This is a genomic window from Nocardioides secundeburneus (assembly GCF_039939255.1).
GTDB lineage: Bacteria > Actinomycetota > Actinomycetes > Propionibacteriales > Nocardioidaceae > Nocardioides.
In genome coordinates this window covers 319,245-331,694 of record NZ_JBDUUE010000003.1, presented here as the reverse complement: position 1 = coordinate 331,694, position 12,450 = coordinate 319,245, and the positions used below count along the sequence as shown (strand labels likewise).

12 protein-coding genes are annotated in these 12,450 nt (G+C 71.1%); 6 read left to right on the top strand and 6 right to left on the bottom strand.

What is annotated here, in order from left to right; genetic code table 11:
* Nucleotides 1-113 precede the first annotated feature (113 nt).
* The 6 genes from tkt to pgl are packed head-to-tail and all read left to right on the top strand — an operon-like array spanning nt 114 to nt 8,216.
* On the top strand, nt 114-2,225 hold the full coding sequence (tkt, locus tag ABFT23_RS09745) for a transketolase (RefSeq protein WP_347894641.1): 2,112 nt from the start codon (nt 114-116) through the stop codon (nt 2,223-2,225).
* 49 nt (nt 2,226-2,274) lie between these two features.
* The gene (gene tal / locus ABFT23_RS09740; RefSeq protein WP_347894639.1) at nt 2,275-3,381 is read left to right on the top strand and encodes a transaldolase; all 1,107 of its coding nucleotides are present in this window, start codon (nt 2,275-2,277) and stop codon (nt 3,379-3,381) included.
* Nucleotides 3,378-5,051 (top strand): glucose-6-phosphate isomerase, encoded by a 1,674-nt coding sequence (gene pgi / locus ABFT23_RS09735; protein WP_347894637.1) that lies wholly within the window; start codon nt 3,378-3,380, stop codon nt 5,049-5,051. The genes tal and pgi overlap by 4 nt, the downstream gene beginning before the upstream one ends.
* On the top strand, nt 5,048-6,580 hold the full coding sequence (gene zwf, locus ABFT23_RS09730; protein WP_347894635.1) for a glucose-6-phosphate dehydrogenase: 1,533 nt from the start codon (nt 5,048-5,050) through the stop codon (nt 6,578-6,580). The genes pgi and zwf overlap by 4 nt, the downstream gene beginning before the upstream one ends.
* A gap of 2 nt (nt 6,581-6,582) precedes the next feature.
* Complete coding sequence (locus tag ABFT23_RS09725) at nt 6,583-7,485, top strand: glucose-6-phosphate dehydrogenase assembly protein OpcA (RefSeq protein WP_347894633.1); 903 nt, start codon at nt 6,583-6,585, stop codon at nt 7,483-7,485.
* Nucleotides 7,482-8,216 (top strand): 6-phosphogluconolactonase, encoded by a 735-nt coding sequence (pgl, locus tag ABFT23_RS09720; RefSeq protein WP_347894631.1) that lies wholly within the window; start codon nt 7,482-7,484, stop codon nt 8,214-8,216. Before ABFT23_RS09725 ends, pgl begins: the two co-directional genes overlap by 4 nt.
* Nucleotides 8,217-8,235: 19 nt before the next feature.
* Here pgl and ABFT23_RS09715 read toward each other — a convergent pair whose 3' ends face one another.
* From ABFT23_RS09715 to gap, 6 genes are all read right to left on the bottom strand, one after another.
* A complete protein-coding gene (locus ABFT23_RS09715; protein ID WP_347894629.1) occupies nt 8,236-8,391 on the bottom strand; it encodes a hypothetical protein in 156 nt (51 codons plus the stop codon).
* A gap of 112 nt (nt 8,392-8,503) precedes the next feature.
* Complete coding sequence (locus ABFT23_RS09710) at nt 8,504-8,863, bottom strand: RNA polymerase-binding protein RbpA (protein ID WP_347894627.1); 360 nt, start codon at nt 8,861-8,863, stop codon at nt 8,504-8,506.
* 56 nt (nt 8,864-8,919) lie between these two features.
* On the bottom strand, nt 8,920-9,150 hold the full coding sequence (secG, locus tag ABFT23_RS09705; RefSeq protein WP_347894625.1) for a preprotein translocase subunit SecG: 231 nt from the start codon (nt 9,148-9,150) through the stop codon (nt 8,920-8,922).
* A 99-nt stretch (nt 9,151-9,249) separates the two neighbouring features.
* Nucleotides 9,250-10,050: a triose-phosphate isomerase gene (gene tpiA, locus ABFT23_RS09700; RefSeq protein WP_347894623.1), complete on the bottom strand. Its 801-nt coding sequence runs from the start codon at nt 10,048-10,050 to the stop codon at nt 9,250-9,252.
* 1 nt (nt 10,051) lies between these two features.
* A complete protein-coding gene (locus ABFT23_RS09695; RefSeq protein ID WP_347894621.1) occupies nt 10,052-11,260 on the bottom strand; it encodes a phosphoglycerate kinase in 1,209 nt (402 codons plus the stop codon).
* Between the two features lies 1 nt (nt 11,261).
* On the bottom strand, nt 11,262-12,260 hold the full coding sequence (gene gap, locus ABFT23_RS09690) for a type I glyceraldehyde-3-phosphate dehydrogenase (RefSeq protein ID WP_347894619.1): 999 nt from the start codon (nt 12,258-12,260) through the stop codon (nt 11,262-11,264).
* Nucleotides 12,261-12,450 lie beyond the last annotated feature (190 nt).

Below are 12,450 nucleotides of genomic sequence, written 5' to 3'. Positions count from 1 at the left end.
CTGCCGCGTGGGGCGGACTAGCACACCCACCGAGGCGGTGTGAGTCTAGCGCCAGCCGTGAGTAGGCTCGGCATTGCCCGTGACCCACCCTCGCAGCGCGCTCTAGGAGTTCCGTGAGCAACACCCCCGCCCTCGACTGGACCGACCTCGACGCGAAGGCCGTCGACACCGCTCGGGTCCTCGCGATGGACGCCGTCCAGAAGGTCGGCAACGGCCACCCCGGTACCGCCATGAGCCTCGCGCCGGCGGCCTACCTCCTCTTCCAGAAGGTCATGCGCCACGACCCGGCCGACCCCGAGTGGGTCGCCCGCGACCGGTTCGTGCTCTCGTGCGGCCACTCGAGCATCACGCTCTACACGCAGCTCTACCTCGGCGGCTTCGGTCTCGAGATCGAGGACATCAAGGCGCTGCGCACGTGGGGCTCGAAGACCCCCGGCCACCCCGAGCTCGGCCACACGGCCGGCGTCGAGGTGACCACCGGCCCGCTGGGCCAGGGCGTGGCCAACGCCGTCGGCATGGCCATGTCCGGACGCCGGGTCCACGGCCTGCTCGAGCCCCAGGCGCCGATCGGCGAGGGCGTGTTCGACCACCACGTCTACGCGCTCTGCTCCGACGGTGACCTGCAGGAGGGCGTGAGCGGCGAGGCCAGCTCGATCGCCGGCACCCAGCAGCTCGGCAACCTCACGGTCATCTACGACCGCAACCGCATCTCGATCGAGGGCGACACCGACATCGCCTTCACCGAGGACGTCGCGAAGCGCTACGAGGCCTACGGCTGGCACACGCAGGTCGTCGACTGGACCAACGGCGGCACCGAGTACGTCGAGGACGTCGAGGCACTGCACGCCGCGATCGTCGCGGCCCGCGAGGTCACCGACCAGCCCTCGCTCATCGTGCTCGACACGATCATCGCCTGGCCCGCGCCCAACGCCCAGGGCACCGAGAAGGCCCACGGCAGCGCGCTCGGCGACGACGAGGTCGCGGCGACCAAGAAGGTGCTCGGCTTCGACCCCGACCAGAAGTTCCAGGTCTCGCCGGAGGTGCTCGAGCACACCCGCAGCCTGCGCGAGCGCGGGTCGGCGTGGGGCGAGGAGTGGGATGCCACCTACCAGGAGTGGGCGGCCGCCAACCCCGACGGCGCCGAGCTGCTCCACCGGCTCAAGCGGCGCGAGCTGCCAGCCGGTCTCGCCGAGGCCCTGCCGACCTTCGAGGCCGACGCCAAGGGCGTCGCCACCCGGTCGGCGTCCGGCAAGGTGATCAACGCCCTCGCGCCGGTCATGCCCGAGCTGTGGGGCGGCTCGGCCGACCTCGCGGGCTCCAACAACACCACCATCTCGAGCGCGCCGTCGGTCGGCCCGACGGTCGCCGAGGTCGGCGACTGGTCCACCGACCCGCTCCAGGGCCGGGTGCTGCACTTCGGCATCCGCGAGCACGGCATGGGCGCGATCATGAACGGCATCGCGGCCGACCGGCTCACGCGCGTCTTCGGCGGCACGTTCCTCACGTTCTCCGACTACATGCGCGGCGCCGTCCGCGTGGCCGCCCTCAGCCGGCTGCCGGTCACCTACGTGTGGACCCACGACTCCATCGGCCTCGGTGAGGACGGACCCACCCACCAGCCCATCGAGCACCTGGCCGCGCTCCGCGCCATGCCGGGCCTCGACGTCGTCCGCCCGGCCGACGCCAACGAGACCGCGGCGGCCTGGCAGCACATCCTCGGCCGCACCGACAGCCCGGCCGCCCTGGCGCTGACCCGTCAGAACGTGCCGGTCTTCCCGCGCGGCGACGTCGACGGCGAGACCTGGGGCAGCACCGAGGGCGTCGCCCGCGGCGGCTACGTCCTCCTCGACGCCGCGAGCGGCACGCCCGACGTCGTCCTCATGGGCACCGGCTCCGAGGTCCAGCTCGCGGTCGAGGCCCGCTCCCTGCTCGCCGCCGACGGCATCTCGGCCCGCGTGGTCTCGCTGCCGTGCCTCGAGTGGTTCGACGAGCAGGACCTCGCCTACCGCGAGACGGTCATCCCGCCCACGGTCAAGGCGCGCGTCTCGGTGGAGGCCGGCGTCAAGCAGGGCTGGCGCGAGCTGGTCGGCGACCACGGTCGTGTCGTGTCCATCGACCAGTACGGCGCCTCGGCCGACTACGCCCGCATCTACACCGAGTACGGCATCACCGCGCAGGCCGTCGCCGACGCCGCGCGCGACAGCATCCGGGTGGTCACCGGCTGAGAACCAGCCGCCCGCCGAACGACTCCACCCCATCCCAGGAGGAACCCCCATGAGCGACCGCCTCAAGGCACTCGCAGACGCCGGCGTGAGCATCTGGCTCGACGACCTGTCGCGCGAACGGATCGAGACCGGCAACCTGGCCGAGCTCGTGAAGGACAAGTCGGTGGTCGGTGTGACCACCAACCCGACCATCTTCGCCTCGGCCATCGCCAACGGCGAGCGCTACGACGACCAGGTCCGCCAGCTCGTGGCCGACGGTCAGCCCGTCGACCGCGTCATCTTCGAGCTCACCACCGAGGACGTCCGCAACGCCTGCGACGTGCTCGCCCCGGTGGCCGAGTCCACCGCCGACGACGGCCGCGTCTCCATCGAGGTCGAGCCCGACCTCGCCAACGACACCGAGGGCACCATCGCCTCGGCCCAGGCCCTCTGGACGGCGGTCGACCGGCCCAACGCGCTGATCAAGATCCCGGCGACCAAGGAGGGCCTGCCCGCCATCACCGCGGTCGTCGCCCAGGGCATCAGCGTCAACGTGACGCTGATCTTCGGCACCGCCCGGTACCGGGAGGTCATGGACGCCTACCTGACCGGCCTCGAGCAGGCGCGCGACGCCGGCCTCGACCTGTCGCGCATCCGCTCGGTCGCCTCGTTCTTCGTCTCGCGGGTCGACTCCGAGGTCGACGCCCGGCTCGAGAAGATCGGCACCGACGAGGCCCTGGCGCTGCGCGGCGAGGCCGCGGTCGCCAACGCCCGCCTGGCCTACTCGGCCTTCGAGGAGGTCGTCGCCTCCGACCGCTGGAAGAACCTGGCCGACGCCGGCGCCAACGCCCAGCGGCCCCTGTGGGCCTCGACCGGCGTCAAGAACCCCGACTACTCCGACACGCTCTACGTCGCCGACCTCGTCGTCGCCGACACGGTGAACACGATGCCGGACAAGACCCTCGAGGCGTTCGCCGACCACGGCGAGGTCGAGGGCGACCAGGTCACCGGCCGGGGCGACGACGCCCAGGCGGTCTTCGACCAGCTCGCGGAGGTCGGCATCGACTTCGAGGACGTCCTCGTCGCACTCGAGCACGAGGGCGTCGACAAGTTCAAGAAGTCGTGGACCGAGCTCGTCGAGACCGTCGAGGGCCAGATGGAGAAGGCTCGCTCGTGAGCACCGGTGAGCCGCCGGTCGACGCCACCGACACCGACGCCTGGCGGCGGCTCACCGCCCTCGCCGACGACTTCGAGCCCGACCTGCGCGGCTGGTTCGCCACCGAGGCTGGTCGGGTCCCGCGGCTCACCTTCGACGCCGCCGACCTGCACGTCGACCTGTCGAAGAGCCTGGTCGACGACGACGTCCTCGCCGCCCTGCTCGAGCTGGGCGCCGCCGTCGGCGTCGAGGCCCGCCGCGACGCCATGCTGCGCGGCGACCACGTCAACCCCACGGAGGACCGCGCGGTGCTGCACACCGCGCTGCGGCTGCCGTCGTCGGCCTCGCTGACCGTCGAGTCCGGTGGTGAGCGCCAGGACGTCGTCGCCGACGTCCACGAGGTGCTCGGTCGGGTCTACGCCTTCGCCGAGCAGGTGCGCAGCGGCGAGTGGACCGGCGTCACCGGCGAGCGCATCCGCACGGTCGTCAACATCGGCATCGGCGGCTCCGACCTCGGACCGGTGATGGCATACGAGGCGCTCGCGCCCTACCGCCACCCCGAGATCGAGTGCCGGTTCATCAGCAACATCGACCCCACCGACGCCGCCACGACCCTGGCCGGCCTCGACCCGGCGTCCACGCTCTTCATCGTGTCGAGCAAGACGTTCGGCACCCTCGAGACCCTCACCAACGCGCGGCTGTGCAAGCAGTGGCTGCTCGACGGCCTCGCCGGTGACGACGCCGACGAGGCCGTGCGCCGTCACTTCGTCGCGGTCTCCACCGCGCTCGACAAGGTCGCCGACTTCGGCATCGACCCCGACAACGCCTTCGGGTTCTGGGACTGGGTCGGCGGTCGCTACTCGCTCGACTCCGCGATCGGCACCTCACTGGTCGTCGCGATCGGGCCCGAGGCCTTCGCCGACCTGTTGGGCGGCATGCACGCCGTCGACGAGCACTTCCGCACGACGCCGCTCGAGAGCAACGTGCCGGCGCTGATGGGGCTCCTCAACGTCTGGTACGCCGACTTCCTCGGTGCGCAGACCCACGCCGTCCTGCCCTACGCCCAGCTGCTGCACCGGTTCCCGGCCTACCTGCAGCAGCTGACGATGGAGTCGAACGGCAAGGGCGTGCGCTGGGACGGCACCCCGGTCACGGCCGGCACCGGCGAGGTCTTCTGGGGCGAGCCCGGCACCAACGGGCAGCACGCGTTCTACCAGCTCATCCACCAGGGCACGCGCCTGGTCCCGGCCGACTTCATCGCGTTCGCGAATCCGTCGTACCCCCTGTCCGACGGCCAGCAGGACGTGCACGAGCTGTTCCTCGCCAACTTCCTCGCACAGACCCGGGCGCTGGCCTTCGGCAAGACCGCCGACGAGGTCCGGGCCGAGGGCACCGACGACGAGGTGGTCGTCGCGGCCCGCACCTTCACCGGCAACCGGCCGACCGCCTCGATCATCGCGCCCGCCCTCACGCCGTCGGTGCTGGGGCAGCTCGTGGCGCTCTACGAGCACATCACGTTCACCCAGGGCGTGGTCTGGGGCATCGACTCGTTCGACCAATGGGGCGTCGAGCTCGGCAAGAAGCTCGCCCAGGAGGTCGGCCCGGCCCTCGACGGCGACGCCGACGCGATCGCCGCCCAGGACGCCTCCACCCAGGCCCTGCTGGCCTACTACCGCGAGCACCGGGCATGAGCCCGCGCGCCAACCCGCTCCTCGACCCGCAGGACCGTCGCCTGCCCCGCATCGCGGGCCCGTGCGGCATGGTGCTGTTCGGCGTCACCGGCGACCTGTCGCGCAAGAAGGTCATGCCGGCGATCTACGACCTCGCCAACCGCGGCCTGCTCCCGCCCGGCTTCAGCCTCGTCGGCTTCGCGCGGCGCGACTGGGCCGACCAGGACTTCGCGCAGATCGTGCACGACTCGGTGAAGGCACATGCCCGCACCGAGTTCCGCGAGGAGGTCTGGAACCAGCTCGCCGAGGGGTTCCGGTTCGTGCCTGGCGCCTTCGACGACGACCACGCGTTCGACCAGCTGCGTCGCACGATCGAGGAACTCGACGAGGTCCGCGGCACCGGCGGCAACCACGCCTTCTACCTCGCCATCCCGCCGGGTGCGTTCGGCACGGTGGCCCAGCAGCTGCGCGAGCACGGGCTGGCCGAGTCGGCGCCCGACTCCGACGCCTGGCGCCGGGTCGTCATCGAGAAGCCGTTCGGCCACGACCTCGCCTCGGCGCGGGTGCTCAACGACCAGCTCGACGCCGTCTTCCCGCCGTCCTCGATCTTCCGCATCGACCACTACCTCGGCAAGGAGACGGTGCAGAACATCCTGGCGACGCGGTTCGCCAACACGATGTTCGAGCCGCTGTGGAACAACAACTACGTCGACCACGTGCAGATCACCATGGCCGAGGACGTCGGCATCGGCGGCCGGGCGGGCTACTACGACGGCATCGGCGCCGCGCGCGACGTCATCCAGAACCACCTGCTGCAGCTCATGGCCCTCGTCGCCATGGAGGAGCCGACCTCGTTCGACGCCGAGGCGCTCCGCCTCGAGAAGCAGAAGCTCCTCGCCTCGATCAGCCTCCCGCCGCGGCTCGACCTCACGACGGCCCGCGGTCAGTACGCCGCCGGGTGGGCCGGCGGGGAGAAGGTGCTCGGCTTCCACGACGAGGACGGCATCGCGGCGTCGTCGCGCACCGAGACCTATGCGGCCATCACCCTCAACGTCGACAACCGGCGCTGGGCCGGCGTCCCGTTCTACCTGCGCACGGGCAAGCGGCTCGGACGCCGCGTGACCGAGGTCGCCGTCGTGTTCAAGAAGTCGCCGCACCAGCCGTTCAACCACACCTCGGTCGAGGACCTCACGCAGAACGCGCTGGTGATCCGCGTGCAGCCCGACGAGGGCATGACCGTGCGGTTCGGCGCCAAGGTGCCCGGCACCCAGATGGAGATCCGCGACGTCAACATGGACTTCGCCTACGGCGGCACCTTCACCGAGTCGTCGCCCGAGGCCTACGAGCGGCTGATCCTCGACGTCCTGCTCGGCGACCCGCCGCTCTTCCCCCGCCACGAGGAGGTCGAGCTGTCGTGGAAGATCCTCGACCCGATCCTCGAACGCTGGGAGGCCAAGGGCGCGCCCGAGGCCTACGCCTCGGGGGGCTGGGGGCCGGCGTCCGCCGACGCGATGCTCGCCCGTGACGGTCGCGTCTGGAGGAGACCGTAGACATGATGGAGCTGACCGACACCAACTCCTCGGCGATCGCCGCCGAGTTCACCCGGGCCCGCACCCGATCCGGCTCGCCGGCCATGGGCATGGTGATGACCCTGATCGTCGTCGTCGACGAGGACTCCGCCGAGGCGGCGATGACCAACGCCCGCAAGGCCACGCACGAGCACCCCGCACGCGTGCTCGGCGTCGTGCTCGGCAACGCGCGCGGGCGGGCCGTCGTCAACGCCCAGGTCGGCACCGGCGCCGGCTGGGGTGGCGAGGCCGCGATCATCCGGCTCTCCGGCGAGGTCGTGAAGCACGCCGACTCCGTCGTCCTGCCGCTGCTGCTGCCCGACTCCCCCGTCGCGATCTGGTGGCCGCACACCCCTCCGGCCGATCCCGCGGCCGACCCGCTCGGCGCCCTCGCCAAGCGGCGCATCACCGACGCCGCCGAGGTGCACCGCGGCAAGACCAAGGCGCTGCAGGTGCAATGCGAGTCCTACGTCGCCGGCAACACCGACCTCGCCTGGACCCGCCTGACCGCGTGGCGCGCGCTGCTCGCGGCCTCCCTCGACCAGCACCCGCTCAAGGTGACGTCGGCGACCGTGACCTCCGAGCGCACGAGCCCCAGCGCCGACCTGCTCGCGGCCTGGCTCCGCGACCGGCTCAAGGTCGAGGTGACCCGCCACGGCTCGGCCGGACCGGGCATTACCGAGGTCGTCATGCACACCAAGCAGGGCCCGATCACCATCTCGCGCTCCGACGGCCGCCTGGCCACGTTCAGCTCGCCCGGACGTCCCGACCGGCCCATCGCCCTCAAGCGCCGCAAGCTCCCCGAGCTGCTCGCCGAGGAGCTGCGTCGTCTCGACGAGGACGACGTCTACGCCGCCACCATCCGCTCCCTGGGAAGGCCGACATGACCACTCCCCTGATCGAGGTCCAGCCCGACCCCGAGACCCTCGCGACCGCGATCGCAGGTGAGCTGCTCTCGCGTCTCGCCGACCTGCAGGACGCCGGCACCGAGCCCACCGTCGGCCTCACGGGCGGCACCATCGCCGACGCCGTCCACCGTGAGCTGGCGCGTCTCACGCCTGGCTCCGAGGTCGACTGGACGAAGGTCTCGATCTGGTTCGGCGACGAGCGCTTCGTCGCCGCCGACTCCCCCGACCGCAACGCCGGTCAGGCCCGCGCCGCCTTCCTAGACGCCGTCGGCGCCACCCAGGTGCACGAGATGCCGTCGACGTCCGACGCCGCCGACGTGCACGCCGGAGCCGTGGCCTACGGCGAGGAGGTCCGCGCGCACGGATCGGGCGGGTTCGACGTGCTGATGCTCGGCATCGGCCCCGACGGCCACGTGGCCTCGCTCTTCCCGGGTCACCCGGCCCTCGAGGCCACCGACGCGATCGCCGTCGGCGTGACCGATTCTCCCAAGCCCCCGCCCGAGCGGATCTCGCTCACCTTCGAGGCCCTCGCCCGCGCCGACGTCGTCTGGTTCCTCGCCTCGGGTGAGTCGAAGGCAGACGCCGTCCGCCGTGCCCTCGCTCCCGAGGGCACCCCGGGCGCCACGGTCGTCGACACCCCGGCCCGCGGCGTCTCCGGCATCACCGAGACCACCTGGTTCCTCGACCGCCCCGCCGCGTCCCTGATCTAGACCCGACCGGTCACCCGGATCAGGGATGCGCGGCGGCCGGCTCGACCACCGACGGGGGCGCGGACGCGTCGTCCGGCAGGGCCGCGAGGGCGCCCAGGGTCAGGAACGTGGCCGCGAGCGCGCCGCTGACGACGCCGGTCGCGACGTCGAGGGGCTGGAGCCGACGACTGCGCATGAGGGACACCTCCGAGAAAGTAATTAAACTGACTCGGTCAGGTTAGCGCACAAAGAACGACGCCGGCACCCCAGGGGTGCCGACGTCGTCGGTGGAGCGTGGACGGATCAGGTCAGAAGATGACCTCGCCCGACTTGCGTCGGCTGCGCAGCAGCTGGATCGCCTCGTCGAGGATGACCTCGGCCTCCTGGTCGGAGCGACGCTCCTTCACGTAGGCCAGGTGGGTCTTGTAGGGCTCGATCTTCGGCGCCGGCGGCGGGTTGTCGGAGTCGAGCGATGCGGGCAGGCCGCACTTGGGGCAGTCCCACGAGTCGGGGACGGCGGCCTCGACCGAGAACGTGATGACCGAGCGGTGCTCGTGCGAGCAGAAGTAGGTGACGGCCTGTCGCGGCGCGGCCTCGCCACGCTCGGCCTCACCCATCGGTCCGGCGCCGACGCGGCTACCGCGGATGGCGTTTCCTCCACCAGCCATAAGGGGGTGACTCCTCGGGTTGTCTTGTCAGAGTTGAGACGCGGGCTGCGACGGGCTCAGTAGGCCTTGAGCAGCCCGAGGGCGATCACGCAGGCGAACCAGATGACACCGGTGCCGATGGTGAAGCGGTCGAGGTTGCGCTCGGCGACGGACGAACCGCCGAGCGAGCTCGAGACACCGCCTCCGAACATGTCGGAGAGGCCACCACCGCGACCCTTGTGGAGGAGCACCAGCAGGATCATCAGCCCGCTGGTCAGCAGCAGGAAGACGGTGAGAATCAGTTCCACGTTCACAGGAGGGAATCCTACGTCAGGTAGGTGACAGATCAGCGATCGGCAGGCGAGTCACAGCAACTCACCAGGTCTGGTGCCGGAGGACGCCTCAGGTCACAGGGCGGGCATGTCGTAGAAGCGGCAGATGCCGCCGAACTCGTCGGCCTGGAGGCTCGCTCCACCGACGAGCGCGCCGTCGACGTCGGCCTTGGCCATGATGCCGGCGACGTTGGCGGCCTTGACCGACCCGCCGTAGAGGATGCGGACGCCGTCGGCCGCCTCGTCGCCGTGCGCCTCGCGGACCTGCCCCCGGATCGCCTGGCAGACCTCCTGCGCGTCGTCGGGGGTGGCGACCTCGCCGGTGCCGATGGCCCACACGGGCTCGTAGGCGATGACGAGACCGGCGACCTGCTCGGCCGAGAACCCGGCGAGCGAGCCCTCGACCTGGCCCATGGTGAACGGCACGTGCTCACCGGCCTGGCGGACCTCGAGGCCCTCGCCGACACAGACGATCGGCGTCATGCCGGCCGCGAGTGCCGCGTGCGCCTTGGCGTTGACGACGTCGTCGCCCTCGCCGTGGTGCTCACGCCGCTCGGAGTGGCCGACGACGACGTAGGAGCAGCCGAGCTTGGCCAGCATCGCGGCCGAGATCTCACCGGTGTAGGCACCCGAGGCGTGCACCGAGACGTCCTGGGCGCCGTACGTGATGGAGAGCCGGTCGCCGTCGACGAGGGTCTGCACCGAGCGGAGGTCGGTGAACGGCGGGACGACGACGACCTCGACCTTGCCGTAGTCGTGCCGCTTGTCGCTCAACGTCCAGGCGAGCTTCTGGACCAGCACCACCGCTTCTTGGTGGTTGAGGTTCATCTTCCAGTTGCCCGCCATCAGCGGTGTGCGAGCTGGTGCTTTCGCCATGTCAGTCCTCCAGGACCGTGATGCCGGGGAGCTCCTTGCCCTCGAGGTACTCGAGGGAGGCGCCACCACCGGTGGAGATGTGGCCGAACGCGGCCTCGTCGAAGCCGAGGGCCCGGACGGCGGCCGCGGAGTCGCCGCCGCCGACGACGGACAGCCCGCCGGCCTCGGTGACCTTGGTCAGGGCGTCGGCGACGGCGCGGGTGCCGTCGGCGAACTGTGCCACCTCGAAGACACCCATCGGGCCGTTCCAGAAGACCGTGCGGGCATCGGCGAGGGCCGCCGCGAAGTCGGCGCCGGACGCCGGGCCGATGTCGAGCCCGAGCGCGTCGGCCGGGATGGCGTCGGCGGCCACGACGGTGGGCTCGGGCGTGCGCTCGCCCGACGGGAACGCGGTGTCGACGACGACGTCGCCCGGCAGCAGGATCTGCACGCCGGACTCCTCCGCCCGCTGCAGGTAGGCGCGGCAGGTGTCGAGCTGGTCGTCCTCGAGCAGGCTCTTGCCGACCTCGTGACCCTGGGCCTTGAGGAAGGTGAAGACCATGCCGCCGCCGATGAGCAGCTTGTCGGCCTTGGCGAGCAGGTTGTCGATGACTCCGAGCTTGTCGGAGACCTTCGAGCCGCCGAGGACGACGACGTAGGGCCGCTCGGGCTCGACCGTGAGCCGACGCAGGACGTCGATCTCGGCCGCCACGAGTCCGCCCATCGCGTGCGGCAACCGCTGGGCGACGTCGTAGACCGAGGCCTGCTTGCGGTGCACGACCCCGAAGCCGTCGGAGACGAAGGCGTCGGCGAGGGCGGCCAGCTGGTCGGCGAACGCACCCCGCTCGGCGTCGTCCTTGCTCGTCTCGCCCGGGTTGAAGCGGACGTTCTCGAGCAGGGCGACCTCGCCGTCGGCCAGGCCGTCGACGACGGCCCGGGCCGCGTCACCGACCGTGTCGGTCGCGAACGCCACGTCGGCGCCGAGCAGCTCGCCGAGGCGGGCGGCGACGGGCGCCAGGGAGTAGCGGTCCTCGGGTGCGCCCTTCGGGCGGCCGAGGTGGGCGGTGACGACCACCCGGGCGCCGGCCGCAGCCAGCGCCTGGATGGTCGGCACGGAGGCGCGGATGCGCCCGTCGTCGGTGATGGTGGTGCCGTCGAGCGGGACGTTCAGGTCGCTGCGGACCAGCACCCGCTTGCCGGCGACGTCACCCAGGGAGGAGTACTCCCCCACGTCAGAGCGACTTGCCGACGAGGTCGATCAGGTCGGCGAGGCGGTTGGAGTAGCCCCACTCGTTGTCGTACCAGCCGACGACCTTGACCTGGTTGCCGATGACCTTGGTCAGCGGCGCGTCGAAGATGCACGACGCCGGGTCGGTGACGATGTCGCTGGAGACGATCGGGTCGGTGGAGTACTTGAGGAAGCGGCCGTCGGCCACCTTCTGCACCGCGGCGTTGACCTCCTCGACCGAGGTCTCCCGGCCGGCCTCGAAGGTGAGGTCGGTGGCCGAGCCGGTCGGCGTGGGCACGCGCAGCGCGTAGCCGTCGAGCTTGCCCTTGAGCTCGGGCAGCACCAGGCCGATGGCCTTCGCGGCACCGGTCGAGGTCGGCACGATGTTGATCGCGGCGGCGCGGGCGCGACGGAGGTCCTTGTGGATGTTGTCCTGCAGGTTCTGGTCGGCGGTGTAGGCGTGGATGGTCGTCATCAGGCCCTTGACGATGCCGAACTCGTCGTTGAGCGCCTTCGCCATCGGCGCGAGGCAGTTGGTCGTGCACGAGGCGTTGGAGATCACGGTGTGCGCGGCGGGGTCGTAGTCGCCGTGGTTGACGCCCATGACGACCGTGAAGTCCTCGTTGGACGCCGGCGCGGAGATGATGACCTTCTTGGCGCCACCGGCGTCGACGTGCGCGCGCGCCTTGGTCGCGTCGGTGAAGAAGCCGGTGGACTCGACGACGACGTCGACCCCGAGGTCGCCCCACTTCAGGGCGGCCGGGTCGCGCTCGGCGAAGGCCTTGATCTCGGCGTCGCCGACGACGATCGCGTCGTCGGTGGACGAGACGTCGGCGTCGAGGCGGCCGAGGATCGAGTCGTACTTGAGCAGGTGCGCGAGCGAGGCGTTGTCGGTGAGGTCGTTGACGCCGACGATCTCCATGTCGAGACCGGAGGCGCGCACGGCGCGGAAGAAGTTGCGGCCGATGCGACCGAAGCCGTTGATGCCGACGCGAACAGTCATCAGGAATCTCTCCTTCGAAGGGGCCTTCAGTGACCCGTGGCGGACGGGCCTTTGGTGACCCTCGAACGACCCTACCGGCCGTGGTTCCGGTCACACGATGCCCGTCCCGGGGTACGTGCGGGTAACCGGAGTCCGAACAAAAGCCCAGAGCTGGAACCGCCGATCCGTCACCTCACGGTCTCGGCACGCC